Genomic DNA, 26,108 nt, shown 5'->3' on the forward strand with positions numbered 1-26,108 from the left:
TCCCGCCCTCATCGCCCTCGAGCGGTCTCCTTCTTCCCGCCACACGCGGGCGCCGTGGTACGTGGCGGCGCGGCGCCCCCCGCGGCCCGCTTGTCCAGGTCCGGACCGGTGGGCAGCGTCGCGAGCAGCGGCGCCGGGATCGACCCGATGTCTCCCTGGCCGTAGCCGAGGGCCGACAGCGCCTCCTCGGACGCCACGCGGTGCTTCACGCCGTTCTCCGCCACCAGGTACGTGGTGCCCGCGTGCGCCGCCCCGCTGGCGTGCAGCGCCCGGACCAGCGCCCCGCGCCCCGGCCGCACCACCCGGACGTCCGGCCGCACGCACGCCGGCTCCACGGCACCGTCCGCGCCGTCCGCGACGGCCGCCGGAGCCAGGCCCTCCAACGGGGCGAGCACGGTGCTGATGCGCGCCCCTTCGGAGCCGCCGAGCACCTTCGCGCAGATCGCCGTGCCACGCGGCACGGACTCGGACAGCGGCGGGGCCGACGGCATCTCGTCCGCGTCCGGGAGCCGGGCGTCGGAGGCCGCCCGGTGCTGGCGCAGGGCGTCCGCGCCCACCGTACGAGCGGTCGGCGACTGACCCCCGTACGCCTCCTTCTGCGTGGCCGGGTCGCCCAGCACCAGCGCCGCGCCGGTGCGGGTGAGCGGCGTCAGGCCGTCCGCGCGCAGCAGGTGGTAGCTGCTGCTGCCGCCCGGCACGGCGACCGTGAACACCTGGCCCACACGGGTGGGTTCGCCGCCGAGCCGCGGACCTGCCTTCCCGCGCCCCGGCACATTCGGCGGAGCCAGGTCCGGGCCGGGGGCGAGCGCGTCCAGGAACGCGGCAGAGACGGGCAGCGCCGGCTCGGAGCCGTAGCCGAGGGCGTTGCGGGCGTCGGACTTCTCGTCGACCCGCAGCCGGCTGCCGCGCCACACCAGGTACTCCCGCTCGTCCGGGCCGAGCACCAGCACCCCGCGGTCGCCGCCGACCGGACGCGTCCGCAGCGGGGCCCCGGCCACCACGGTCGTCGCGCCGGGCCGGTGCACGCCCTCGTCGGAGGCGCTGCCCGTGCTGGGCAGCGCCCCGCCCGCACCGGTCACGCACATGTGCCAGGCGCCGCCGTCCAGATCTCCGGGGCCCGGCACGGCGTCGGGCGCGCCCGGTATGCCCACCGGCGCACCCACCGGGGCGCCGCGCAGGGAGGCCGTGGCGACGTCCACGGACGTCATCCGGCCGCCCCCGATCAACCGCGCGGAGGCGTAGTTGCGCACCGGGTGCAGCGTCCCCTCGATGTAGAGGTACCGCGCACCGGTCTCCCGGTTCACCACCAGGTTCTCGCCCGAGCGCCACGCGTCGTTGCCGCCCGGCCGCAGCAGACCGTACACCGTCGCCCCCGCCGCGATCAGCAGCGTGACGAGCAGGCCGAACAGGACGCCCCGCGTGGTGCGCCCCAACGGGCTTTCGGGCGCGTCCGGATCGGCCATCAGCAAGCCCGAACTGAGCCTGCCCATCAGGAATCCGTGCGCCTGGACCTGGTCCCGCTTGGACTGCACTGCCTCTGCCCTCTCGTCGTTCTCTCTCGGTACGGCTCCGCGGTCGCGCGGTCAGCCGAACAGGCCGCGCAACCAGCCGAACAGCCCGGCCACCCACAGCGCCAACGGCAGCAGGGCCACGGCGAACAGGGTGTGCGCGATCTCCGCCGCCCGCCCCCAGTACGGCAGCATCCGGCGGCCCGGCACCGTCCAGGCCGCGACGGTCAGCGCCGCGGCGACCCCCAGCAGCACCGCGAACACCACGGTCCTGCCGCCCGGTTCCGCGCTCCTCGCCCAGGCGTGGGCGAGGAGCAGCAACCCGAGGATGCCCGGCGCGGCCAGGGTGAGCCGCTGCCCCACGTGCACCAGGCCGCGGGCGTGCAGGAGGAGCAGCACGGACAGGGCGAGGGAGGTCAGCACCTCGGCGAGGCCGGGGCGGTGGGTCAGCGGGAACAGGGCTGCCGCGGCGATCACCCCGGTCGCCCCGAACAGTGCGGTGATCCAGCGTCCCGCCAACTCCGTACGCTCGGCGACCTCGTCCCCGCGGTACGGCTCGATGCCCTCCTGGAGCTGCTGCGCCGACGAGGGCAGCGCGGGCATCCGCATCCCGGCGAGCTTGAACGCCAACGCCGGCATGAACCCGGCGCACAGGCTCGTCACCGTCGCCACGATCGCCACGGCGGCCTGCGGATCGAGCCCGGCGAAGCCCATGAGCACCCCGCTCACGGCCCCCGCCACCGACACCACGGCCGTGGCCAGCAGCATCGGCGCGCCCACCGCGGTGGCCGCCAGCGCGAGCACCGCGCCCCCGGCGCCCGCCGCGCCCGCCGCCAGCAGCCGCGCGCCGATCACTTGCACCGCGTCCGGGCCGGTCACGTCACCGCCGGGCAGCACCCAGCCGGCCAGCGCCAGGCACGGGGCGACCAGTGAGCCGAGCGCCGCAGCGGAGACCCGGTCGCCCACCGCACGGCTCGCGGACCCCGCGCCCGCCAGGATCAGCAGCCCCGCGACCGCCGCGCACAGCACGCGGGAGTCGGCGGGCAGGCCCGGCCGGAACAGCAGGACCAGCGCCGCCAGGACCGCCGCCACGGCGGCCCCGGCCAGAAAGATCCGGGTCGCCTGCGGGCTCCAGTTGTGCAGCCGCCGCCCGGCGGTGTCGGCGATGCCGTCCACGAGGTCGTCCAGGCGGGCCTCGGGCAACGCCTCGGTGTGCGGCCGCAGATACAGCACCGCCCCGTCGGCGAGCCCGGCCTGCGCGAGCGTGCCCTCCTCGTCGAGCGGGGCGTCGCCGGCCTGCTGGAGGACCCAGCCGGCATGGTCGAGGCCGCTCTCCTCGGCCTCTTCGCCGACGTACCGCAACAAGGTCGGCAACAGGTCGGCGACGGGCACGTCGGACGGCACCGCCAGATCTATGGAGCGGGCCGGTGCGCGTACGGTGAGGCGGCACAGCTCTGCCACCGTGCTGTCGGTCATGGTGTGAACTCTCGTCTCCCGGTACGGGGTCGAACGGGGGTGGGCGCGCCGAGACGGTGCGACGGAGGCACGGGGCCTCGGAGGTCTCGGGGGCGGTGCGGAAAGAGCCGGCGACGGGCCGGTGCACATGGACATGTGAGATGTTGCGTGTGCAGACTACTGCCGCTGCCGGCCTGATTGTTCCGGGGACCTCTGTTTCCCCGGTACGCCGGTGACCGATCTCGGTGTGATTCTCCCGGACTGTTCACCGGCCTTTCACCGCAGAGTTGTGATCCGAGTGCGCCGAGTCGCGCATCTCGTGCGTGGATTCCCCGCACCGGTGAAAGAAGGCGCGGGAGCCATCGCTTATCGAACCGGAGGTTTCGTCCCTTGAGTGTCGTTCTGATTCGCCGGCCCGCGCGTAGACGGGGGCCGGAAATGCCCGAAGGGGAATTGACGCTCCAGGAGCCGCCGGTCCTCGCCGAGACCGTCCCCGACACCTCGGCCGTCTGGACCTACCTCCCGATGGCGATGATGTCGGTGTCGATGATGCTGATGTTCCTGCGGCCCGGCGGCTCCAACGGCGTCTTCATGTACATCGCCATGGGTATGATGCTGCTGGCTTCCGCGGCCATGCTGGTCGGGCAGTTCATGCGGACCGCCGGCGAACGCAAGCAGCGCCTGAAGGGCGAGCGCCGGGATTACCTGCGCTACCTGTCCCAGACCAGGCGGCGGGTGCGGCAGACCATCGTCGAGCAGCAGCGCGCCCTCGCCTGGCGGCATCCCGACCCGGCGGCGCTGCGCTCCATGGTGCGCACCACCCGGCTGTGGGAACGCCGCCCCGCAGACGAGGACTTCGGCGAGGTGCGCCTCGCCGTCGGCGAGCAGCAGCTCGCGCTCACCCTCACTCCCCTGTCCACCCACCCGGTGGAGGACCTGGAACCGCTGTGCGCGCACGCGCTGCGCCGGTTCATCCGCGCCTACTCCACCGTCCCCGAGCAGCCCATCGGCCTGTACCTGCGCTCCTCCGCACGCATCCTGCTGCGCGGTGACGAGGACGCCGTACGGGGACTGGCCCGCGCCGCCCTGTGCCAACTCGCCGTCTTCCACGCCCCCGAGGAGCTGTGGATCGCGGTGTGCACCAGCGACGAGCGCCGCTCGGAGTGGGAGTGGGCCAAGTGGCTCCCGCACGCCCTGCACCCGTACGAGGAGGACGGTGCCGGTCCGGTCCGCAGGATCACCGCCGACATCTCCGAACTCGACGACCTGCTGGGCGCGGAGTTCGCCGAACGCCCGGACTTCGACCCGGAGGCGACGCCCGGCCGCGACGAGCCGTACACCGTCGTCGTCGTCGACGGCGCCACCGTGCCCGAGGGGCACCGCTGGGACGGCCCCGGCTACCGCAACGCCGTCATCCTCGACCTGTCCGAGGCCCTGCGGTGGCGGCCCGGCCGGAACACCCTGCGGCTGACCGTCGAGGACGGCCAGGTCGGCCTCGTGCGCACCGACCGCAGCCGCAAGGAGCGCACCGCGGTGCTCGGCCGGGCCGACCTGCTGGGGTCCGTCGCCGCGGAGTCCCTCGCTCGGCTGCTGTCCTCCTCCCGGCTCAGCATGGGCGGCGACATCACGCAGCCCCTGGAGACGGACATCGAGCTGACCGCCCTGCTCGGCATACCCGACCTGCACCGGCACGACCCGAAGACCCTCTGGGACAAGCACACCGGCTCCGGTCGGCTGCGGGTGCCCGTGGCGGTCGGCGTGGACGGCCGGCCCGTGGAGCTGGACATCAAGGAGTCCGCGCAGGGCGGCATGGGCCCGCACGGGATGCTGATCGGCGCCACCGGATCCGGCAAGAGCGAACTGCTGCGCACCCTGGTGCTCGGCCTCGCGCTCACCAACTCCTCCGAGACCCTGAACTTCGTCCTCGTCGACTTCAAGGGCGGCGCGACCTTCCTCGGACTGGACGAACTGCCGCACACCTCGGCGGTCATCACCAACCTCGCGGACGAGGTCGCCCTGGTCGAGCGGATGCAGGACGCCCTCCACGGCGAACTGCTCCGCCGCCAGGAGCTGCTGAGGGCGGCGGGCAACTACACCTCGGCGCTGGAGTACGAGCGGGCCCGCGCCCAGGGGGCCGACCTCACCCCGCTGCCCAGCCTGTTCGTGGTCGTCGACGAGTTCAGCGAACTCCTCGCGGCGCACCGCGAGTTCATGGACCTCTTCGTGATGATCGGGCGGCTCGGCCGATCGCTCGGCGTCCACCTCCTCCTCGCCTCCCAGCGGTTGGACGAGGGCCGGATGCACCAACTGGAGAGCCACCTGTCCTACCGGGTGGGCCTGCGCACCTTCTCCGCCATGGAGAGCCGCGGCGTGCTCGGCGTCCCCGACGCCTACCAGCTCCCCTCCGAGCCGGGCAACGGCTATCTGAAGTCCGGAGTGGAGCAGTTGGTCCGCTTCCGCGCCGCCTACTCCTCCGGCGGCTACCGCCGGCGCACCGGAGCCGTCGTGCGGGCGCGGGTCGCCAGCCAGGTCGTGCCGTGGACGAGCGGCTGGGTGGTGCCGCGCACCGTCGCGCCGGAGCTGGAGCCCGCCGTACAGCCCGAGGCCGAGGAGCCGGAGGCGGAGGAGGCCCTGATCGACGTGGCGCTCGACCGGCTGCGCGACTCAGGGCCCCCGGCGCACCAGGTGTGGCTGCCACCCCTGGACTCGCCCTCCCCGCTGGACGAGCTGCTCGCCGGGCTCGTCACGGACCCCGAGCGCGGCCTGACCGCCGCGGACCGGACGGAGCGCGGCACTCTGCGCGTGCCGGTCGGCCTGGTGGACAAGCCGTTCGAGCAGCGCCGCGACCCGCTGGTCGTGGACCTGGCGGGCGCGGGCGGCCACGTCGCCATCGCCGGCGGCTCGCAGAGCGGCAAGTCGACGCTCGCCCGTACGCTGATCTGCTCCCTGGCTCTCACCCACACCCCGGCCGAAGTGCAGTTCTACTGCCTGGACTTCGGCGGCGGCGGGCTCGCGCAGCTCGCCGGGCTGCCGCACGTCGGCGGCGTCGCCGCGCGCCTGGACCCGGAGCGGGTCAACCGCACGGTGGCCGAGGTGATGACGGTCCTGGCCCGCCGCGAGCAGTTCTTCACCGACCACACCGTGGACTCCATGGCCTCCTACCGTCGCCGCCGGGCGGCGGGGGAGTTCCCCGACGAGCGGTTCGGGGACATCTTCATGGTCGTGGACGGCTGGTCCACGGTGCGCCAGGACTACGACGACCTCATCACCAAGTTCAACGAACTGGCCGCCCGCGGGCTCAACTACGGCATCCACCTCGTCGTGACCACCGCCCGCTGGGTCGAGCTGTCCGCCCAGGTCCGCGACCAGGCCGCGACCCGGCTGGAGCTGCGCATGGGCGACCCGATGGACTCCGAGGTCGACATGCGCAAGGCCCGCTCGGTCCCGCGCTCCGGCGGGCGCGGCCTCACCGCCGACAGCAAGCTGCACTTCCTCGCCGGGCTGCCCCGCATCGACGGCAGCAGCGACACCGAGGACCTGGGGGACGGCGTCGCCGACCTGGTCAGCCGGGTCGCCGCCCAGTGGCCGGGCCGGACCGCGCCCGCCGTGCGGATGCTGCCGCACCGCCTGTCGATCACCGAACTGCCCGCCGTCGAGGCGACCGAGGGCGGCGGGATGCGCATGGCCCTCGGCCTCGACCAGGACGCGCTGGAGCCGGTCTGGCACGACTTCAGCCGCACCCCGCACCTGGTCGCGGTGGGCGACACGGAGAGCGGCAAGACCAACCTGCTACGCAGCGTCGCGGCGGGGATCATCGCCCGGTACACCCCCGCCGAAGCGAAGATCATCGTGGTCGACTACCGCCGTGAGCTGGTGGAGGCCGTGCCCGACGAGTACCGCATCAGCCACGTCGTCTCGCTGGACAACCTGCGGGAGACCGTCGACGGCGCGGCCCGCGCGATACAGACCCGGCAGCCGGGCCCCGACATCGCGCCGGCCCGGATGCGGCAGTGCGACTGGTGGACCGGGCCCCGGCTGTTCGTCCTGGTGGACGACTACGACATGGTGGCGGGCAACTCGTTCCAGAGCCCCTTCGAGCCGCTCTTCGACCACCTCACGCTCGGCTTCGAGCTCGGCCTGCACATGGTCATCGCCCGCAGCGCCATGGGTGCGGGCCGCGGGCTCAACGAAGCGCTGCTGCGACGGCTGGACGAGGGGAACACCCCGGCGCTGCTGATGTCCTGCCCGCCCACCGAGGGATTCCTCTTCGGTAACGTGAAGCCGAGGAACCTGCCTCCGGGCCGCGCCTTCCACATCGCGCGCCGCAAGGCGAAGCTCGTGCAGACCGCCGTGGCGGACGGTACGGAGTGAGCAACCGGTGAGCGAGAGGGGTCCGACCCGCGGGTCGGACCCCTCTTCGTGTCGGCGGCCGTCCGGCGCGGGCCACGGGACGCGGACGCGTACGGGCCGGGCCCGGCGGTGTCGCCGGGCCCGGCCCGTACGGACGGCGGTCCGTGCCGGGGGAGCCCGGCGGGAAGCGGGACGCCCGGCGTGCCGACAGCAGCCGGAGCCGGGCGCCCGTACGCCGTCAGTTGCGCGGCTCCGGCTCCGCCGGGCGCCAGCCGCGGGCGCGCGCCCTGGGCAGCGTCATCGCCGCCCACACCACGGCGAGCAGACCTGCCCCGCCGCCCACCGCCAGCAGCGTCGCCCGGTCGGTGGCCCGGTCCGCGGCCGAGGTGTCGCGCATCCGCACCGTCTCCACGGGTGCCGGCGCCGCCTCCTGGGCCGCGAAGTCGGCCACGGCGGTGACGGCGGCGTACGGGTCGAGCTGCGGGACGTCCGCCGGGTAGGCCGACGACACCAGGCGGCGCGCCACCTCGTCGGCCGATGCGTCCGGGTGCGCGGCACGCACGACGGCCGCCGCGCCCGCGGTGTACGCGGCGGCCAACGAGGCCCCCGAGCCCAGGAAGTGGCCCGAGCCGCGCGGCCCCCCGGCCACCACGCCGACTCCCGGCGCGGCCAGGTCGACGCCCGTCGTCCGCAGGGCCCGCTCCGACCGCGCGCCCGAGGGCTGCATGTCCAGGACCGAGATGACGCCGGGCTCCGACGCGGGCCAGTACGGCCGGCTCGGCACCGGGTCCTCGGTGGCGGCGGGCGGGTCGGGGACGGCCGCGGCCACGACCACCGCTCCCGAGCGCACGGCGGCCTCGACCGCACGGGTCAGCTCCCCGCTCCGCCGCGGCAGTGCGACGGAGACCGTGATCACGTCGGCCTTCGCCTCCGTCGCGTCCTGCAGCGCCCGCGCGACCAGGGCGGCGTCCGGCCTGCCACGGTCGTCCGTACCGCGCAGCCCCAGCACGCGGGCCCCCGGTGCGACGCCCGCGAGGTCGGACGAGGATCCGCCCGCGCCCGCCACCAGGTGCGCGACGAACGTGCCGTGCCCGACGCAGTCCTCGCCGGCCCCGCCGTGAGCGGTCACCCGGCCCCTGAGGGCGGGCGCGTCCGCCGCCACGCCGGTGTCGATGACGGCGACCGTCACCCCCTCGCCCGTGCCGTGGTCGCGCAGCCGGCCGAGGTCCAGGCGCTGGCGGGACCAGTCCACCTGTTCCGCCGCGGTTCTGGACGCGGGCGTGCACGGTGAGCGCTGCGGGTCGTCGCCGAGCGCCGACGGCATGGCGGGAAGCTTCTGCTCCCCGTCCGCGCGCACCGAGGCCCCCGCCGGAACCGCCGCTGTCAGCAGCACCAGTCCGGCCGCCAGCCCCGCGCCGGCCGCACGTGCGGCCATGTGCGCCGGACGTGCGTCTCCGGATGCCCGAGCGGTAGCGCCCGCATGGTCCATCGAGTCCCGCTCCCTCACAGTCCGGCCCCCCTGCGCGTCGGTACGACGTCCTGCGGGACGAGGGTGCGCAGATCGTCCAGCGTGGGCGAGACCAGCGAACTGAGCCGCCCCGCCTGCCGCGTGATCATCGTCTCCACGACCTGGCGGGCCAACCGCGCGTTGCCGAACGTCCGGTCCCGCGGCAGCGCGTCGAAGTACTCCTCCAGCAGCGGACCGGTGCCCGGCCCGCACTCGTAGCCCATCGAGGCGGCATGGGTGCGGACGATGGTGACCAGCTCCTGGGACGAGTAGTCGGAGAAGGCGACGCGTCGCGAGAACCGCGACGACAGACCGGGGTTGGAGGCGAGGAACCGTTCCATCTCCTCGGTGTACCCGGCGACGATGACCACCACGTCGTCGCGGTGGTCCTCCATCAGCTTCAGCAGGGTGTCCACGGCCTCCTGGCCGAAGTCGGCCCCGCCGCCCGCCGGGGTGAGCGTGTACGCCTCGTCGATGAACAGCACACCGCCGCGCGCCCGTTCGAAGACCTCCTTGGTCAACTGGGCGGTGTGGCCGATGTACCGGCCGACCAGGTCGGCCCGCGCCACCTCGACCAACTGCCCGCTGGTCAGGATGCCCAACTGGGTCAGGATCTCTCCGTACAACCGGGCCACCGTGGTCTTGCCGGTACCGGGCGGGCCGGTGAAGACCAGATGGTGACTGATCGAGGGCACCGGCAGCCCGGCGGCCGCCCGGTGCCGGGCCGTCGTGATCAGGTTCACCAGGTCGGTGACGTCCCGCTTGACCTCCGCCAGCCCCACCATGTCCGCGAGGCCGGCCAGCGGGTCCTGGACCGGGTCATCGGCCGACGGCACGGCGGCGTCGGACACGTCCTGCGGGAGCAGGAGGCGCAGATCACGCTCGCCGATGTCCGCCTGCGAGGCGAGCCGCACCGCCTGCCGGTCCACCATCTCCTCGAACACCCCGCGCGCGGCACGGCCGTTGCCGAACCCCGCGTCGCGCGGCATCCGATCGAAGTGAGCCGCCAGCGCCTCGGCGGCGCCCTCGCCCAGCTCGTACTGGTGCCGGGTGCACATGTTCTCCATGATTGCCACGAGTTCGGGGACCGAGTAGTTCTCGAACTCCACGGTCCGCGAGAACCGGGACGCCAGACCGGGGTTGGAGGCCAGGAACGACTCCATCTCCCGCGAGTAGCCCGCCACGATGACCACCACGTCGTCGCGGTGGTCCTCCATCAGCTTCAGCAGCGTGTCCACGGCCTCCCGGCCGAAGTCCGCCCCGCCGCTCCCGCTGTCCGCGGTCAGCGTGTACGCCTCGTCGACGAACAGCACCCCGCCCAGGGCGCGGTTGAACGTCTCCGTCGTCTTGATCGCCGTACCGCCCACGATCTGCGCCACCAGGTCCGCGCGGGACACCTCGACCAGATGGCCGCTGCGCAGCGAGCCCAGCTCCGCCAGGATCGAGCCGTAGAGCCGCGCGACGGTCGTCTTGCCGGTGCCGGGCGGACCCGTGAACACCAGATGGCGGCTCATCGGCGGCGCGGACATCCCCAACTGCTCGCGCTTTTGGGCAAGTTGGGTGAGGTTCACCAGGGTGCGCACCTGCTGCTTGACGTTCTCCAGGCCGATCAGCTCGTTGAGCGCGCTCAACGGGCCGCCCTCGCGGGTGAGCGGGGAGTCCTCGGCGCTGCCGGACCCCGCCGGGTCGGTGTTCTCCGCCGCGCCGGTGCCCCACGCGTCCCGCTTGCCGTTGTCCACGCTGGTCAGCCCCTCCACGGCCAGCCGCTCACCGGGGGCCGACTGCACCAGTCCGCCGCCCGCGTTCTCGCGCGCCGTGCAGTTCACCAGCGAGACCGGGGCCGTCGTCTCCACCCGGAAGCCGTCCTTCTCGCCGCTGGTCACCTCGCAGGCGCTCAGCGAGCCGTGGCTGCCCTCCCGGAACGCGAACCCGTGCCCCTTCGGGGCGTGCACGGTGAGCCGGCTCGCGGTCACCTCGCCGCCGCCGTCGACCGCCACGCCGTCCTCGGCGGGCGTCTCGACGCGGAAGTCCCGCACGGTCACGTTGCCGCCGTCCTCGACGAGGAGCCCGTTGCCCCCGCTGCCGGAGACGCCGCCGCCCGCCAGGTACAGCGTGCTGCCCGAGCTCGCCCGCACCCCGGCGCCCTGCGGACGGACCACCTCGCAGTCCTCCACCCGGCCCCGCGCGTCCTTCGACGCCGCGATGCCGTCGCCGGCCGGCTCCACCAGCCGCGCCCGGCGCAGGAGCGGATTGGCGCCGCTTCGCACCAGGACGGCGGGGGACCCGCCGATCACCTCCAGCCGGTCCAGCTCCGCCGCCGAGTCCTCCTCCAGCAGCAGACCGGCCTCGTCGCAGTCCCGCACGGTCAGCCCGGTCAGGGCCGGCGAAGCCGCGCCGTTCACCTTGAGCGCGGCGCCCTGGGCGGTGTCCACCCAGCAGTCCTCGAACATGCCGCGCGCCCGGTCGGTCACCAGCAGCCCGCTGCCCCGTGTGCGCGAGGTGCGGCAGCGGCGGAGCACCGGGTCGGTGCCCTGCGCCAGCACGATGCCGGATGCGGACGTGCCGGTGACCCGTACGTCTTCCAGCGTGGTGCGGCCCGCGCTCGTGATGTGGACGCCGGTGCTGGTGTCGTGCACCACCGAGCGCACGACGCGGGTCGTGCAGCGTTCCTCCAGCGCGATCGAGGGCTTGTCGGTGGAGGAGATGTCGCAGTCCTCGACGGAGCCGGCCGCGTCGCCGTTGGCGAGCACGCCGTTGCCTCGGGCGTCGCGGACGGTGCAGCCGCGGATCGTGGCGTCCCCCTGCTCGGCCAGGACGATGCCGCTGGTCGCCAGGTGCTCCACGGAGCAGGACTCCACCGAACTGCCGGCCGCCGAGGTGATCACGATCCCGGCGCCCTGGGGGTTGCTCACCCGGCAGTCGCGCAGCGCCAGCGAGCCGGTGCCGCCGGCCAGCAGCGCGGTCCACGAGGAACCGCTGATCTCGCAGCCGTCCAGCGCCGCCTGGCCGCGCCGCACGTCCACGACCGGCTGGTCGGGGTCGGTGCCGCGCAGCGTCAGCTCGGAGAGCATCACGGCGTCGGCGCGCAGCGACAGCGCGCTGCCCGAGCGCGGCCGGATCTCCACGGTGCCCCGTCCCTCGGCCGCCGTGAGCGTGACCCGTGTGTGGATCACCAGGCTCTCGACGTACGTCCCCGGACGGATGCTGACGACGGCCCCGATGCGCGCCGCCGCCAGCGCCTCCCCGATCGTCCGGAAGCGGTCGGAACCTGTCGGACCGACCGTCAGTACCTGCCGAGACACGCGTGAACCTCCTCGCCTGGGCGGCGCCATCCGATGCGCCCGCCGCTTCCGGGAGCACCCGGAACCACGATCATGCCAGTACGTCGCTCTGTTGTTCGCGCGTGCTCCCGCCGAGGACGCCGGTCGGCGCCGGTCAGACGAAGCTCCACTTCTGGTTGTCCGCGCCCGTGCACGTCCACAGCCGCAGCTCGATGCGGAAGCTGGTGTGCTGGTTCACGTCGACGCACTTGCCGACGACGGTGTTCACCAGGTCGTGGGCCTCGTTGAGCACGAACTTCTGGGCGGCGTTGTCGCTGCAGTGGGCGAGCTGGATGGGGGTGCCGTCGTTGAAGTTCGCGTTGACCACGTCGAGGCACTTCCCGGCGATCCGCAGCGTACCGTCCGAAGCGAACTGCCAGCTCTGGGCGTTGGTGCCGTTGCAGTCCCAGACCTCCAGCGGCATACCGTCGTTGAACATGCTGTGGGGCACGTTCAGGCAGCGGCCCGAGAGATGGTTGCGGATGACCACCGGGTTGCCCAGCGTCACCCCGGACGCGGGCGCCGCCTGGCCGCCCCCGCCCGCCGGCTTCGACTTGGCCTGCGACCTCGGCTTGGCCGGTGCCGCGCTCGTGCCGCCGGCCTTGTCCGCGGGGGCGGCGGCGGTGGGGGATTTGCCGGCCTGGGCGGGCGCGCTCTTGGCCGGAGCACCGGACGGGGAGGCGCCGACCGAGGGGGTGGCGCCCTTCGGCCCGCCGCCCCCGGACTTCTCGGGCTCCGCGACCCCGAACTCGCCCGGCCTGCCCTGCTCGTCACCGCCCAGCACGGTCCCGGCGGCGTTGGCCGTCCGCGGCCGTTCGTCGTCGTCCCCGCCGAGTACCAGGAACGGCACCGACAGCAGAAGCGTTCCGGCGACCGCCGCTCCGGCCAGCGCCGCCTTGCCGGGCCGGCCCACCGCCGCGGTCTTCGGCGACTCGTCGCCGGCCGCCGTCGACGTCAGGTTCCGTACGAAGGCGGGCAGCCGGCTCTGCGACACCGTGACCGCGGCGTCGCCCTCGGCGCGGGTTCCGCCGTCGGGTATGGACGCGTCGTCCGCGCCGGCAGTTCCGGTGTCCGGGGCGTCCTGGGCGCGGAGGGCCGCTGCGCCGCCTCCGGCCTCCGCGCCGCTCTCGGCACCGGGAGCTGCCGAGGCGTCCTCGCCGACGGGCCCGCTCCCGGAGCCCGCCACGCCTTCGGACTTCTCGGCGGCCTTCGCGACGGCCGGCGTCGCGGCGTCGGCGGTACTCGCGGTCGCCGTCACGGCGGCCCCGGCGCGGCTCTCCTCGCCGCCCGTCCGGGTCGCGGCCGTGGAGGTGGCGGTGGAGTCCTCACCGGCCGGAGGCACGGCGGGGGCAGGGGTCGAACGCGTCACGGGGTCCTCACCGAGGTAGGGGGCCAGGGGGCCGATACTGAACCTTCGGGCAGCGGAGCGGAGATGCCGGATTCGTGGGCACCGGTCTCGCGCGCGCCCTCGTCCTCGCCGGGCACGGGGTCCGGCAGGCTCTCCGCCGGTACGGCCAGGGGCGCGGAGGCCAGGGCGTTGACCAGCAGCAGCGCGCGTGATTCTCGCACATCCCGCGCCAACTCCGCTGCGGACAGGGTGTCATGGATCAATGACGCGGGCGTGAACTGATGTGTGGGATCGGTGAAGACCAGGATGACGGGGCGGCCGTCCGCTCCGGCTGCCGTCAGCGGCCGTCCGTCGAGACCGCGCACCACGCTGACCTCCGCGGCGGCCAGGGCCGCCAACGCCTCGTCGACGGAGCCGTATCCCGTCGCCGCCCGCTGCGCCGCCGCGTCCACCGGATCGGTGGGCTCCGGCCACCCGAGCACCGAAGGGGACGGCCGGTAGAGGGGGTTGGCCCGGTACGCGACGATGTCCCCGTCCTCGTCGGAGCGCCACTCGCCGACCACCGCCCACTCCGGCGGCGGCCGGTCCTGCGGCCACTGCGGATCGACGGCGCCCAACCAGTGGTCCGGAGCATCCCGCGCCGCGGCGCGCACCGCGTCGGGTATGACGGGGGGCGCCTCCTCCGCCGGCGGCTCTCCGCCGGCCGTGGTCCCGGAGGGCGCGACGGCGTCGCTCCCCGCATCCGCTTGTCGTTCTGCGGACCGCATCCTGCACCTGCCTTCGGGGGTCGTCCACGGGCGGCGAGCGCCGCAACCTGTCCGTGGAAGGCAACAGGATGCCATGTCGGCGGAGCCTTCGAACGCTCCCGGAGCGCGATGTATCTGAACATGTCGGTGTCGTGGGGTGTATCGCGAAGCCGCTCGCGCGGGCCTCGTTCCGTACAGGTTCGGGAGCGGGCGGAATGCCAAGCTTCGGTGGGAGGCGAAGAAGTGGCGGAAGCCGTAGACGACCATGCCTTCAGGGATCTCGACGAGGCCGGCCTTCTTCATGCGCTGCCACTGGTTCCCGATCCAGTAGTTGAGCATCGGCTTGGTCAGGTCTCGCGGGCTGCGGAGCGGGTAGCCGTCGATGGTGCCGTACGTGTCCGCGTACCACTCGATGGAGTGCTTGACCCGTGCCGGGAGCGGGACGTCGCGGTGATCGCCGACCTTGCGGCGCTTGAGGGGGACGTAGGCCTTCGTGGGCTGGTTGACCTGCTCGGTGATCCGGTACACGTCGTCGGCCACGATGTTGTTGATGTTGACGGCCAGCGCTTCCCCGTTGCGCATGCCGCAGCCGCTCATGAGGTCGGCGACGAGGCGGAACACGTCGTCGGCGGCGGTGCGTATGCCGTGGAGCTGGGTGGGGGAGGGGATGACGGCGCGCGTGGGGTCGTACTGCGGGGGCTCGACGCCGTCGAGCGGGTTGTCGTCGTAGAGGCCGAGCCGGTGGGCGTCCAGCAGGATCGACTTGAGTTTGTCGAATGCGTTGGACCGGGTGGCCGGGCCGATGCCGTCGCGCTCCATGGTCTGGATGAAGGCTTCGACGACCTTGTGGTCGAAGGTGCCCATCCGGCGGCTCTGGAAAGCAGGGTAGAGGTGGTGGACGAGCAGTGAGTCGAGGTGTCGCATGGAGCTGGGGCCGAGGTCGCGCTGGCTGGCCTTCCACTCGGTGGCGTACTGCTCGAACCGCATCGGGCTGTACTTCTGGATGCGCTCGGCTTTGTACTGGTCAGGTGGGCTGCTCTTCCGGTCCTGGTAGACCTTGGCGAGGCGGGCCTTGGCCTTTTCCTGGGTGGAGAATCCGGATTCCTCGGCCTGTCGGCCGGCCGCGTTGCGGTAGCGGATCTTGTAATCGTGCGGGCACCTCGGCCATCGGCTCTCGGGGTGCCCGCACTCCTTGAAGGAACTTCCCATGCCGCGGACGAGGCCGGTGGCCACGTTCGTCGACTCCCGGGCGTCTTGCTGACCTTTTACTGACCCCGGATGGTCGATCAAGCCCCTGAGCTGGGGTGAAACGGAAAGCCGCTGCCTTGTTCTGGAACTGGATCGGACGGTCCCAGGAGGAGATCGTCCAGGCCCGCGAGGACTGGATGGAGGGGAAGCGGTTCGGCGAGGTCAAGGGCTACGACGGGGCTCGGCTGCCTGCCCCCGCATCGCCGCCGGTACCGCTGAAGCCGCGTGGAAGGCTCCGCTGACCCGCGGGTCCTGCACGGCGCGCGGAGCCCGTGCCGCCGGGGTCGTGAGGACGGGTGAGGCGCGGTCATGACCCCGGCGGGTTCCTGTCATCACCACGCCACCCGGACGCCCCCTAATCCCTGACCTTGAGGAAGCGCATCCGGGTTGCGCCGTTGCTGTCGGTGCCGCCGGCCTCGGCGTTGGAGATCTTGCCGCCGGTGAGGACGAACATCAGGTGCAGGCGGACTGTCCGAGGGCCGGAGGCGACCGTGTACTCGGTCATGATGTGGGTGGTTCCGCCCTGCTGCTCCTGCCTCTCCGCGTTGATCGCCGCGATCTGGGTGAAACTCGTCAGGAGGGTGTCGGTGGTTTCGTCCCGGAGCCAGCCGATGATGTAGCCGCTGCCGCCGGTGGCGGAACCGAGCGCGTACCGCACGTCGCTGTCGATGTGGTAGACGCCGGCTTCCGGGAGCACGAGGTCGGACTCGGGGATCGGCACGTCGGTACCGGCCCGTGCCAGGAGGTTGGCGTGCTGCCGCTCGGCGTTGAGGAACGCGCTCACCGGGGTGAGGCGGGCGCCGACCTGCCACCGTTCGGGGCAGCCGGGCGTTCCGGTGACGTCGATGTCCACCGACCGGTGCGTGCTGGTGTTGCCGCCGGGAGCGATACCCGTGACGTCGATCCGCGGCACGAGCAGCCCACCGGTCGTGCGCCGTGCGGCATTGCACGGGGACGGGTCCAGAGCGGGCGTGTCGGGTGCGTAGAGACACCCGTCACTGCCGCGGGTGACGGCGTTGCCCCGGTCGGTGGAGATGCACGGAGGGCGGGTGGTGGCGCAACCGTCCTGGCAGGAGGAGACGGGGACGACGGGCGGGACCGGGGCGTAGGGGCGGGACGAGCCGTCGAGGGTGTCGGTCGTGCAGGTGATCGCGCCGTCGCAGTCCCGGCAGGTCGTACGCAGGAACGGCCTGCCGCAGCCCGGAGCGGACGCCTGGACGGTGAGGACGAAGCTGTCGACGGTCCACTGTTTGGGGCCGACTCGGCAGGCGTCGTCGTTGCCCGTCTCCAGGTTGAGCTCGACGACGACCTTTCCCGCGAGGACGTCCGCGAGGGGCACGGTGGTCGGCGGGATGACGCCGTTGTCGTCACCGCCCGCCGACAGGTCGGGTGGGCCCAGGAGGTCGGTGCGGATCGAGGTCGTGCCGTTCCACAGCGCGAAGCGTCCGTAGAGCCGGCATGCCGTTGCCGGGCCGTCGTTGTGCACACGCACCGAGGCGCTGATCGTGACGGTGGTGGGGTTGCCGCGCACGGACTCGGGGTCGATGTGCACGACTCCGGCCAGCCACGTGTGCTGCCCGTTGTGCGTCCCGTCGTCGGCGGGGAACGTGCCCCTGCCGCTGTTCAGGATGGTCTGGGCGACGACAGGGTCCAGAGCGGCGTGGGTGTTGGCGATGGTGTAGTACGGCGTCGGGTCGGTGCTCCTCGCGGTCGCCGCCACCCGGTAGGGAGCGGAGTCGCGCAGCGGGGTCGTCTCGCAGCGCTCGGAACGCTGGGAACAGGAACACGGAGTGGGCGGGCAACCCGGCTTGGAAGGCTGACAGTCGCCGATGACGATCGGTGACCGCTCGCAGCCGCATGTGCTCATGGGTCAACTCCTTCTGGGGGGTGCAGCGATGGCAGTGGCGGTGCGCCACGGCCCATGGCCGTTCGAGCGCGAGGGCAGCACGTCGACCCGGCGCCGAAACGGGGGGAAGGCGAGAGGGCGGGGGGCGAGGGATCCCGACGGGCCTGAAGGCGGCTCTCGATCGGGGAGGGAAGGGGCCGTGCGGCGGCTGTTCGCCGGGCCGTGGCCGACATGGCGTCGATCGTCATCCGGCCAGGTGGTCCCTCAGCCGGTCATGTCCCTGGAGTGACGTACAGAAGCGGCCCGGCCGGACTCTGCGGCGTTCTGCTGCTGGTGCTGGACGAGCCGCGCCGGGCGGATGAGCGGAGAAATACCTGAGGCACCGTCATGTGAAGCGCCGATACCCTTCTCAAGGTACTAGCCTGTGATCCGCCGAGCGCTACCCCGTAAGGGTGAATGAAGTCTCCGGCCGGGGCGCGAAGTTCTCAGCCCTCAGTTCCTACGGCCCGTCAGGGGGGAATGGAGGACGGCTCCTGCGCCGGGAGCACACCACCCGCGGCTGTGATCGTTCCGCCTCGCCCCGGGCCGACGACGCGGTCCGTCCGTCGCGGCGACCCGCCCCTGCCCCTCACCGCAGGTCCGGCGGCACGCTCATGGCCAGGAGTGCGGTGTCGTCGTCGAGTCCCTCACCGAACGAGTCCAGCAGTGCGGTGAGTGCCCCGACGACTCCGTTTGCCGAGGTGGGCGCGAGGGACCGCGCGAGGTCCAGGAGTGCTTCGTCGCCGTAGCGGTCACCCGCGTTCCCGGTACGGGCCTCGGTCAGTCCGTCGGTGTAGAGCAGCAGGGTGTCACCGGGGCGCAGGTCCAGGGTGGCGGTGGTGAACCGCGCGTCCGGTACGACCCCGACCAGTTGGCCGCCCGGAGTGTGCACGTAGTCGGCGCTGCCGTCGGCGCGGAGCAGCACGGCGGGTGGGTGGCCACCGCCGGCCAGGACGACGTGGAATCCGGTGCCGTCCTCCTCGGGGGTGAGCAGGCCGAAGATCACGGTGCAGAAGTGCGGTTCGTCCTCCTGGACCTGATGGTTGAGCGCGGTGTTGAGGTTGGCGAGAACCCTGACCGGCACGGAATCGGAGACCGCGGCGGCTCGCAGGGTGTAGCGCGCCAGCGACGTCACCACCGCGGCGTCCGCGCCCTTGCCGCGCACGTCCCCCATGAAGAACCCCCGGTCTCCGGCGGCGAGCGGGAACAGATCGTAGAAGTCCCCGCCCACCTCGTCGGAGGACGCGACGTGGTAGTGCGCGGCGACCTCCATGCCCGGCACGGGTTCGATGGCCGGCGGGACGAGGGTGCGCTGCAGGGTGGTGGCGAGGCGTTGCAGGCGTTCGCGGTCGTGTTCGGCATCCTGCCGGGCCCGCAGGAGTTCACGCTCGTAGGCACGCCGGTCACGGGCGTCGAGGAGGGTGGTGCGAATCAGCAGGGGTTCGCCGTCCTCGCCCCGCTTGATGGTGGACGTGACCAGGACGGGCAGCCGGGTGCCGTCCGCGGCCTTGAGTTCCAGGGCGACGCCGTTGACCTCGCCCTGCATCCGCAGCAGGGGTGCGAAGTGCGTCTCGTGGTACAGCCTGCCGCCGATGGTCAGCAGGTCGGAGAAGTGCCTGTGGCCCACCAGCTCCTCACGACGGCGGCCGAGCCATCTGAGGAGCGTTCCGTTGACCTTGGCGATCCGCCCGTCCATCAGCGTGGAGAGGTAGCCGCACGGCGCGTTCTCGTACAGGTCCTCCGCGCTGTCCTCCAGCAGGGCGGAGGGCACCGGGGGTTCCTGGCCACGGTCCTCCGCGGACCACGATCCGTCGGTCCCCTCGCCGCCCGGACGCACGGTCACGGTCCCTGCACGAAGGCGATGATCGCCTCGGCGGTCTCCCCGGGGGCGCTCAGCTGGGGGCAGTGGCCCGTCGAGTCCAGGGTGACCAGCTTGCTGCCGGGGATCTGCGCGTGGACGAAGGCGCCCACCTCGCGCGGGGCGATCGTGTCGCGCGCGCTCTCGGCGATGAGCGTCGGAACGGTCACCTCGGGGAGATCCGCCCGGTTGTCGGACAGGAAGGTGGCCCGTGCGAAGACGCGGGCCATCTCGGGGTCCGTTCGGCAGAAGCTGTTGGTCAGCTCCTCTCCCAGTTCGGGGCGCTCCGGGTTTCCCATGATCACCGGCGCCATGGTCGCCGACCAGCCCAAATAGTTGCTGTCCAGCGACTCGAGCAGTTCGTCGATGTCCTGCTCGCTGAAGCCGCCCCGGTAGTCGCCGTCGTCGATGTACGACGGCGAGGGGGTGAGGAGGACCAGTTTCTCGAAGAGGGCCGGTTCCCGCACGGCGGCGAGCACACCGATCATGGAGCTGACGGAATGCCCGACGAAGGTCACGGGTCCGAGGCCGAGCTCGTGGCAGATATCGATGACGTCCCGCGCATAGGCGTCCAGGGTGGAGTACCGCTCGGCGCTCCACCCCGATGTGTCGGAACGCCCCGCCCCCACGTGGTCGAAGAGGACCACCCGGAAGTGCTCCTCCAGCACGGGTGCGACGAGACGCCAGAGATTCTGATCGCAGCCGAACCCGTGGGCGAGCATCACCACCGGGGCGTTCTCGCGGCCCGTCACCCGTACCCGGTTTCTCCTGCACACGTCCACACGGACATGGTGGCACCCTTTGCCCTTGACGGCCCGGTCTGCCGGGCGGCCGCCACCCATCGGTACGGTCCCGATTCCGGTGGTCGGCACCTACGTCCGAGAGGGGCCCCTCCGGCCCGGGGGGTCGGTGGGGGCGGCCCACGCCCGTCTGCCGTCGAGGCGTCCACCCGTGTGGCAGGGGAGTGTGCCGCGTACGACGTCGCGCGTCCCGTTCACGCCGTCGTCTCGGGCTGCTCCGGGGCGATGTCGGCGATCAGGCCCTCGACGAGGGTTTTGATCTGGTCGCGGATCGGGCGGACGGCTTCGAGGCCCTGCCCGGCCGGGTCCTCGAGCTGCCAGTCGAGGTAGAGCTTGCCGGGGAAGACGGGGCAGGTGTCGCCGCAGCCCATGGTGACGCAGACGTCCGACTCCTTCACCGCGTCGACGGTGAGGATCTTCGGCGTCCGGGCGGAGATGTCGATGCCCACCTCGGCCATGGCCTCGACGGCGGCCGGGTTGACCCGTGCGCCGGGGTCGGAGCCCGCGGAGCGGACCTCGACGCGGTCGCCGGCCAGGTGGGTCAGCCAGGCTGCGGCCATCTGGGAGCGTCCGGCGTTGTGGACGCACACGAACAGGACGGACGGCTTGTCGGCCATGGTGATCGTTCTCTCTCGTCGCATGGCGGAATCCGGCCCGCCCATCACTTCAGCCCCCACTGGTATCAGCAGGCGGTGATGTGACAGTATCAGTGCATGCTGACTTCAGTCGATCCTGACGTGATCCGGGTGCTGGGCGATCCGCTCCGCCTGAAGATCGTGACCCTGCTGGCGCGCGAGACGCTCTGCACGACGCACCTGGTCGAGGAGACCGGAGCCAGGCAGACCAACCTGTCCAACCACCTGAAGGTGCTGCGTGAGGCCGGGCTGGTGGAGACCGAGCCGTGCGGCCGCTTCACCTACTACAAGCTCAAGCCCGAGGTCCTGGCCGGGCTGTCCGAGCGGTTCGCCGCGCTGGCCGAGACCGCCCGCACCGCGTCCGAGAACAGGAGGGCCTGCCCGTGACCTCCACCGAGCCCACCATCGCCCCCGCTCCGGCCGATGGCGAGGACGACTCGATCGTCAGGAAGCTCTCCACCCTCGACCGCTACCTCGCGGTGTGGATCCTGCTCGCCATGGCCGTCGGCCTGGGCCTCGGCCGCCTCGTTCCCGGTATGAACGACGCACTCGCGAAGATCGAGATCGGCGGGATCTCCCTGCCGATCGCCCTCGGACTCCTCGTGATGATGTACCCGGTCCTGGCGAAGGTCCGCTACGACCGGCTCGACCGCGTGACCGGCGACCGCAAACTGCTGGTCTCCTCTCTGGTCATCAACTGGATCGTCGGCCCGGCGGTCATGTTCGCCCTGGCGTGGATCTTCCTGCCGGACCTGCCCGAGTACCGTACCGGCCTGATCATCGTCGGCCTCGCCCGCTGCATCGCCATGGTCATCATCTGGAACGACCTCGCCTGCGGCGACCGGGAGGCCGCGGCCGTCCTCGTCGCACTGAACTCGGTCTTCCAGGTACTCGCCTTCGGCCTGCTGGGCTGGTTCTACCTCGACCTGCTGCCCCGCTGGATGAACCTCGGCGACGGCCAGGGCCTGGACGTCTCCGTCCGGCACATCGCACTGAACGTCATCCTCTTCCTCGGCATCCCGCTCCTGGCCGGCTTCCTCACCCGCCGCATCGGCGAACGGAAGATGGGCCGCGACCGCTACGAGGCGACGTTCCTGCCGAGGATCGGCCCCTGGGCGCTGTACGGGCTGCTGTTCACGATCGTCATCCTCTTCGCCCTCCAGGGCGGGACCATCACCTCGCAGCCGCTCGACGTCGTGCGGATCGCACTGCCCCTGCTCGTCTACTTCGCGATCATGTTCTTCGGTGCCTTCCTGCTCGGCAAAGGCATCGGCCTCGCCTACGACCGCACCACGACACTGGCGTTCACCGCGGCGGGCAACAACTTCGAGCTGGCCATCGCGGTCGCCATCGCCACCTTCGGAGTCACCTCCGGCCAGGCCCTGTCCGGCGTTGTCGGACCCCTCATCGAAGTCCCGGTGCTCATCGGTCTGGTCTACGTCGCGCTCGCCTGGCGGAGGAAGTTCGCCGCCGACGCGGTGTCGACGGCTCCGTGACGAACCGCTTCGACGTGGTGCGGATCGGCACCGGCCGCCCCGCCCGCGGAGCCGCCCGTGCGATCCCACCGCAGGGTTGACGGTCAGGTGACGGCGGGGCTGCGGCGCTCGATGAGGACGACGTCGCGCCAGATGCCGTGATGGCGTCCGATCCGCTCGCGGGTGCCGATGACACGGAAGCCGGCCCGCCGGTGAACGGCGAGGCTGGCGGTGTTCTCGGGGAAGACCCCGGACTGGATGGTCCAGATCCCGGCCCGCTCGGTGGAGTCGACCAGAGCCTCCAGCAAGGTGGAGGCGACGCCGCGACCGCGCGCGGAGGGGTGGACGTAGACGGAGTGCTCGACCACGCCCGCGTACGCGCACCGGTCCGAGACCGCGCTCGCCGCGACCCACCCCAGCACCGCCCCGCTGCCGTCGACCGCGGCGAAGCGGTGGTCGGGCAGCTTCGCGGCGTCGAACGCCTCCCACGACGGCGGGCTGGTCTCGAAGGTGGCGTCGCCCTCGTCGATGCCGGCCTGGTAGATCGCCAGCACCTGCTCGGCGTGGTCCGCCGTCAGCGGTACGACGACCGCGCTCCGCGCCCCGCTCACCGCTTCCCCCCTTCCACGCGTCCGGTCGTCATGCCGTGGACGGCATGGCGAGCAGCCGGCCCATCGCCGTCAGCACCGACGGCTCGACCCGGTAGTACACCCAGGTGCCGCGCCGTTCGGAGGTCAGGAGCCCGGCCTCCTTCAGCTTCTTCAGGTGATGGGACACGGTGGGCTGGGAGACGCCGACGTCGGAGATGTCGCACACGCACGCCTCCCCGCCCTCGTGCGAGGCCACGGCGGAGAACAGCCGCAGCCGCACGGGGTCGCCGAGAGCCTTGAACATCCGCGAGGCCGTATCGGCCTCCTCGGCGGTCATCGGGCGCTCGGTCAGCGGGGGGCAGCACGGCGCCACACCCCGGCCGTCGGGTCCGAGCGTGGGTGACACCTTCGCATTCGACATACGTCTATGTTGACACACGTCGAAGCAGTGCGCGGGAGCCGTCACCTGCGCCCGAGGCGGGCAGGCGGCCGACAAGTGGTCCGCTCCGTGCTCCGGCCCACCCCGCGCGGTGCGCGCGACGACTCGGCGGCTGCGTCGGGAAGGCTCCTCGCACCCGCCGGGGAATCCTGATCGAGCTCTGTTCAACGCTCTCCCCGCTGGCTACGTTACCTCCAGTAACAGATGCGGGCCCGTGTCCGACGCCGCGCCGCCCACCCCTGCCTCTGGAGTCCACCATGACGCGTTCCCCCGCTCGTCCCTCCCGCCGCCGGCACCCCTTCGGCGTGGCCGTCCTGGCCGCCGTCGGGCTGACCGCAGGTGCGTTGCCCGTCGCCTCCGGTTCGGCCGGCGCGAGCGAGATCCCGCAGCAGACACGGGAGCAGGCTCGGGCCACCTCCTCGGAGGGGCTCAGGGAGGTGTTCTTCGTCGGCAACAACTGGGAGGGCACCGCCGACGTCATCAACTCCCGTGGCGACTACGCCAAGATCGGCCGGATCGACATGATCCCCGACAAGAAGGAGCGCCTGAGGGAGATCTACCTCAACCCCGTCAAGCTCGCCTTCTTCCTCGGCATCCGGCTCGGCCCCGGCGAGGGGCATGACCAGTACGTCGACGACATGTACACCACGAGGGACGGCAAAGCCGTGATCGCGTCGCGGCCGAGCTTCGCCGACGTGGTCTCCATCGACGTGGAGACCGGCAGGATCAACTCGCGTTTCCCGGTGTCCGGCTTCCGCTCCGACCACATGGCCGTCTCACCCGACGGCACCCGGGTCGCCGTCTCTTCCTCCACCTCCAACACCGTGCACGTCCTCGACATGGCGACGGGCAAGGAGGCGGGCAACTTCAAGGCGGGCGACAAGCCGCACGAGAACGTGTACACCGACGGCGGCAAGTACCTCTGGAACATGGCCATCGGCGAGGTCAACACCGATATGGACGCGCCCTGGCAGGACTTCACCAAGGGCGACCGCCGCATCACCGTCGCCGACGCGAAGACCTTCCGGATCAAGAAGATCATCGATATGCGCGAGCGGCTCGACGCCTTCGGCCGCAAGGACCTCTCCGACGCGCTGCGCCCGGTCGCCTTCACGCCCGACGAGTCGAAGATGTACTTCCAGGTCTCCTTCTTCAACGGCTTCATCGAGTACGACGTGCACAACGACAAGATCACCCGAGTGAAGACGCTGCCGAAGAACCCGGACACCAGCGACGACCGCACCACCTACGTCAACGACTCCCGGCATCACGGCATGTCCATGAACCCTCGGGGGGACAAGCTCTGCATCGCCGGCACCATGGACGACTACGTCACCGTCGTGGACCGCGAGACGCTTCAGGAAGGCCCGCTCGTCACCGCGTCCAAGCCGTACTGGGCCACCGTCAGCGGAGACGGCAAGCACTGCGTGGTGTCCGAGAGCGGCACCGACCAGGTGACGGCCATCGACTTCTCCACCGGCGAGAAGGTCGCCTCCATCCCTGTCGGCGACCATCCGCAGCGGGTCCGCATCGGCCACGTCCCCACCGGCTGGACCGGTCCCGCCGCCGGCTGAGACCCTTCGGCATCCGCGCCTCGTATCCGCGCGTGGCCGGGACGGATGACTCGCGGGCCGCTGCGGCGGCCCGCGAGTCAGGTGGTGAGCCGGGCCCTTCGTCAGCGCGCTCAGCGGCCGGCAGATCGGACGGGCCACCGTCTCCATGGGGGCCAGCACGTGGCACGTGGCCAACGCCACCGGGCGCGCGGTACGCCTGGCCTACGGCCCGCAGGGCACCCGGCGGAGCAACGGCCGTTACCTGCGGCCCCTGTTCGCCGACGCACGGGGGCGCCGACGGGCCTGGGCGCCGGCCCGCCCCGAGCCCGAAGCGGACGAACTGGACCGGCTCGCGGAGGCGGCCGGCATCAGCCCCGGCGACGGCGAGGTGTCGGACGAGATGCGCACGGCGACGCTGCGCCTGGTGCGGGCGTTGCGGATCACCCTCGGCCACGACATCGACGGCGATCCCGGCTTCGGCAGCCTGCTGCGCGGTGCGGCGGCGGTGGACCAGATGTGGCGCAGCGACCCCGACGTCGAGGAGGCCGGTCCGTTCACGCTGGACCTGCTGCACCGGGTCGTCGCGGCGCACGCGGAGGCCGCCGCCGGGGTGGACGGGCAGAGCACCCGCCGGGTGCTGGCGGCCGCCGCCGAGCACTGGGCCCGGTACCCCGGTGAGGGGCTCGTCGGCTTCGTCGACCTGCCCGCGGTGGAGGCCGTCGCCCAGTGGCTGGCGGAGGGCGATGCGGAGGACGAGGCCGCCGCCGTTCTGCGCCTGCGCACCGACGAGGTGGGCGAGGCGGAGATGTTCCGGATGTTCTGGGCGCGGGTCAAGGCCGGGGAGACGCTGCCGGCGACCGGCCGGGCCGACCGGGAGCTCACCGACCGAATCCTCCATCTGGATCCGGACGCGGGCGCCGCCCACGCCCGCCGCGCGGAGGCGCTCGACGTGCTCACCCGCGCCTTCGCGGTGGGCCGGGACGCGTCCGATCCCGACGTCGCGGCGGCGTACGCCCTGAAGGAGGCGGGCGCGTACGACGGCACCGCACTCGACACGGTGCTGGGGGCGTCGAGCGGCACCGGCCGCGACTACACCGACGAGCCGCCGGGTGACGTGGACCTGGCCCGGTTCCGTACGTCCGCCGGCCCGGCGGACGCGCCCTGGGCCGGGGGGGGGCAGACCGCCCCGTTCCCTACCTGGTCCGCGTCGGGGCCGACGCGGACGACCCCGAACTCGTCGAGGTGTCCTGGAACGGCGACTCGTACGAGGCGACCGCCGACGAGTTCGCCGAACTCCTGGCAGCCGACCTGGTGCTGGCCCGTACGGAGCTGACCGTGCCGGTCGTCCTCGCCCTTCCGGGCCCGGCCGCCGACGCCGCCGGCCTCGCGGA

Annotated in this window: 17 protein-coding genes and 1 pseudogene; 6 read left to right on the forward strand and 12 right to left on the reverse strand. The window is 72.4% G+C overall.

Features of this window, described 5'->3' with window-relative positions:
- Window positions 1-8: 8 nt before the first annotated feature.
- Together eccB and eccD are read right to left on the reverse strand one after the other, a co-directional pair.
- On the reverse strand, window positions 9-1,532 hold the full coding sequence (gene eccB, locus QFZ71_RS28835) for a type VII secretion protein EccB (protein ID WP_307671085.1): 1,524 nt from the start codon (window positions 1,530-1,532) through the stop codon (window positions 9-11).
- Window positions 1,533-1,583: 51 nt separating this feature from the next.
- On the reverse strand, window positions 1,584-2,984 hold the full coding sequence (eccD, locus tag QFZ71_RS28840; RefSeq protein WP_307671086.1) for a type VII secretion integral membrane protein EccD: 1,401 nt from the start codon (window positions 2,982-2,984) through the stop codon (window positions 1,584-1,586).
- Window positions 2,985-3,401: 417 nt separating this feature from the next.
- Here eccD and eccCa point away from each other — a divergent pair, with 417 nt between their 5' ends.
- Window positions 3,402-7,334: a type VII secretion protein EccCa gene (gene eccCa / locus QFZ71_RS28845; RefSeq protein ID WP_307671087.1), complete on the forward strand. Its 3,933-nt coding sequence runs from the start codon at window positions 3,402-3,404 to the stop codon at window positions 7,332-7,334.
- Between the two features lie 217 nt (window positions 7,335-7,551).
- Here the strand turns inward: eccCa and QFZ71_RS28850 are convergent, their stop codons facing one another.
- The 4 genes from QFZ71_RS28850 to QFZ71_RS28865 all read right to left on the reverse strand — a co-directional run bounded on the left by QFZ71_RS28850 (window position 7,552) and on the right by QFZ71_RS28865 (window position 14,255).
- On the reverse strand, window positions 7,552-8,748 hold the full coding sequence (locus tag QFZ71_RS28850) for a S8 family serine peptidase (protein ID WP_307671088.1): 1,197 nt from the start codon (window positions 8,746-8,748) through the stop codon (window positions 7,552-7,554).
- 68 nt (window positions 8,749-8,816) lie between these two features.
- Window positions 8,817-12,122 carry a right-handed parallel beta-helix repeat-containing protein gene (locus QFZ71_RS28855; protein ID WP_307671089.1) on the reverse strand — a complete coding sequence of 1,102 codons (3,306 nt, stop codon included), beginning with the start codon at window positions 12,120-12,122 and terminating at the stop codon, window positions 8,817-8,819.
- Between the two features lie 133 nt (window positions 12,123-12,255).
- Window positions 12,256-13,509: a ricin-type beta-trefoil lectin domain protein gene (locus QFZ71_RS28860; RefSeq protein WP_307671090.1), complete on the reverse strand. Its 1,254-nt coding sequence runs from the start codon at window positions 13,507-13,509 to the stop codon at window positions 12,256-12,258.
- Window positions 13,506-14,255 carry a type VII secretion system-associated protein gene (locus tag QFZ71_RS28865; RefSeq protein ID WP_307671619.1) on the reverse strand — a complete coding sequence of 250 codons (750 nt, stop codon included), beginning with the start codon at window positions 14,253-14,255 and terminating at the stop codon, window positions 13,506-13,508. Before QFZ71_RS28865 ends, QFZ71_RS28860 begins: the two co-directional genes overlap by 4 nt.
- 1,304 nt (window positions 14,256-15,559) lie before the next feature.
- On the opposite strand from QFZ71_RS28865, the pseudogene QFZ71_RS28870 reads away from it, so the two are divergent.
- A pseudogene (locus QFZ71_RS28870) lies at window positions 15,560-15,724 on the forward strand (pirin family protein); the annotation flags it as partial.
- Window positions 15,725-15,837: 113 nt separating this feature from the next.
- Here the strand turns inward: QFZ71_RS28870 and QFZ71_RS28875 are convergent.
- The 4 genes from QFZ71_RS28875 to QFZ71_RS28890 form a co-directional block, all read right to left on the reverse strand.
- Window positions 15,838-17,349, reverse strand: a complete 1,512-nt coding sequence (locus QFZ71_RS28875; RefSeq protein WP_307671091.1) for a hypothetical protein — start codon at window positions 17,347-17,349, stop codon at window positions 15,838-15,840.
- Window positions 17,350-17,956: 607 nt separating this feature from the next.
- Entirely contained in the window at window positions 17,957-19,210 is a 1,254-nt protein-coding gene (locus tag QFZ71_RS28880) for a PP2C family protein-serine/threonine phosphatase (RefSeq protein ID WP_373465169.1), read from the reverse strand.
- Window positions 19,207-20,007 carry an alpha/beta fold hydrolase gene (locus tag QFZ71_RS28885; protein ID WP_307671093.1) on the reverse strand — a complete coding sequence of 267 codons (801 nt, stop codon included), beginning with the start codon at window positions 20,005-20,007 and terminating at the stop codon, window positions 19,207-19,209. The genes QFZ71_RS28880 and QFZ71_RS28885 overlap by 4 nt, the downstream gene beginning before the upstream one ends.
- 212 nt (window positions 20,008-20,219) lie before the next feature.
- On the reverse strand, window positions 20,220-20,642 hold the full coding sequence (locus tag QFZ71_RS28890; protein ID WP_307671620.1) for an arsenate reductase ArsC: 423 nt from the start codon (window positions 20,640-20,642) through the stop codon (window positions 20,220-20,222).
- Window positions 20,643-20,738: 96 nt separating this feature from the next.
- Between QFZ71_RS28890 and QFZ71_RS28895 the strand changes: the two genes are divergently transcribed.
- The gene (locus tag QFZ71_RS28895) at window positions 20,739-21,047 is read left to right on the forward strand and encodes a helix-turn-helix transcriptional regulator (protein ID WP_307671094.1); all 309 of its coding nucleotides are present in this window, start codon (window positions 20,739-20,741) and stop codon (window positions 21,045-21,047) included.
- Window positions 21,044-22,156: an ACR3 family arsenite efflux transporter gene (gene arsB / locus QFZ71_RS28900; protein WP_307671095.1), complete on the forward strand. Its 1,113-nt coding sequence runs from the start codon at window positions 21,044-21,046 to the stop codon at window positions 22,154-22,156. The genes QFZ71_RS28895 and arsB overlap by 4 nt, the downstream gene beginning before the upstream one ends.
- An 83-nt stretch (window positions 22,157-22,239) precedes the next feature.
- Here the strand turns inward: arsB and QFZ71_RS28905 are convergent, their stop codons facing one another.
- Together QFZ71_RS28905 and QFZ71_RS28910 are read right to left on the reverse strand one after the other, a co-directional pair.
- Window positions 22,240-22,746 (reverse strand): GNAT family N-acetyltransferase, encoded by a 507-nt coding sequence (locus tag QFZ71_RS28905; protein WP_307671096.1) that lies wholly within the window; start codon window positions 22,744-22,746, stop codon window positions 22,240-22,242.
- A 28-nt stretch (window positions 22,747-22,774) separates the two neighbouring features.
- Window positions 22,775-23,146, reverse strand: a complete 372-nt coding sequence (locus QFZ71_RS28910; RefSeq protein WP_307671097.1) for a helix-turn-helix transcriptional regulator — start codon at window positions 23,144-23,146, stop codon at window positions 22,775-22,777.
- Window positions 23,147-23,421: 275 nt separating this feature from the next.
- Here QFZ71_RS28910 and QFZ71_RS28915 point away from each other — a divergent pair, with 275 nt between their 5' ends.
- The gene (locus tag QFZ71_RS28915) at window positions 23,422-24,738 is read left to right on the forward strand and encodes a YncE family protein (protein WP_307671098.1); all 1,317 of its coding nucleotides are present in this window, start codon (window positions 23,422-23,424) and stop codon (window positions 24,736-24,738) included.
- A 145-nt stretch (window positions 24,739-24,883) separates the two neighbouring features.
- Entirely contained in the window at window positions 24,884-26,050 is a 1,167-nt protein-coding gene (locus QFZ71_RS28920) for a lonely Cys domain-containing protein (protein ID WP_307671099.1), read from the forward strand.
- The last annotated feature ends 58 nt before the right edge of the window (window positions 26,051-26,108 follow it).

The sequence above is a fragment of the Streptomyces sp. V2I9 genome (assembly GCF_030817475.1).
Taxonomy (GTDB): domain Bacteria; phylum Actinomycetota; class Actinomycetes; order Streptomycetales; family Streptomycetaceae; genus Streptomyces.

Bases quoted from the DNA above. Each gene is read 5' to 3' on its own strand.
- eccD (WP_307671086.1), bottom strand. From the start codon at position 2,984: ATGACCGACAGCACGGTGGCAGAGCTGTGCCGCCTCACCGTACGCGCA.
- eccCa (WP_307671087.1), top strand. From the start codon at position 3,402: ATGCCCGAAGGGGAATTGACGCTCCAGGAGCCGCCGGTCCTCGCCGAG.
- QFZ71_RS28850 (WP_307671088.1), bottom strand. From the start codon at position 8,748: ATGGCCGCACGTGCGGCCGGCGCGGGGCTGGCGGCCGGACTGGTGCTG.
- QFZ71_RS28865 (WP_307671619.1), bottom strand. From the start codon at position 14,255: ATGCGGTCCGCAGAACGACAAGCGGATGCGGGGAGCGACGCCGTCGCG.
- QFZ71_RS28875 (WP_307671091.1), bottom strand. From the start codon at position 17,349: ATGAGCACATGCGGCTGCGAGCGGTCACCGATCGTCATCGGCGACTGT.
- QFZ71_RS28890 (WP_307671620.1), bottom strand. From the start codon at position 20,642: ATGGCCGACAAGCCGTCCGTCCTGTTCGTGTGCGTCCACAACGCCGGA.
- QFZ71_RS28895 (WP_307671094.1), top strand. From the start codon at position 20,739: ATGCTGACTTCAGTCGATCCTGACGTGATCCGGGTGCTGGGCGATCCG.
- QFZ71_RS28910 (WP_307671097.1), bottom strand. From the start codon at position 23,146: ATGTCGAATGCGAAGGTGTCACCCACGCTCGGACCCGACGGCCGGGGT.
- QFZ71_RS28915 (WP_307671098.1), top strand. From the start codon at position 23,422: ATGACGCGTTCCCCCGCTCGTCCCTCCCGCCGCCGGCACCCCTTCGGC.
- QFZ71_RS28920 (WP_307671099.1), top strand. From the start codon at position 24,884: ATGGGGGCCAGCACGTGGCACGTGGCCAACGCCACCGGGCGCGCGGTA.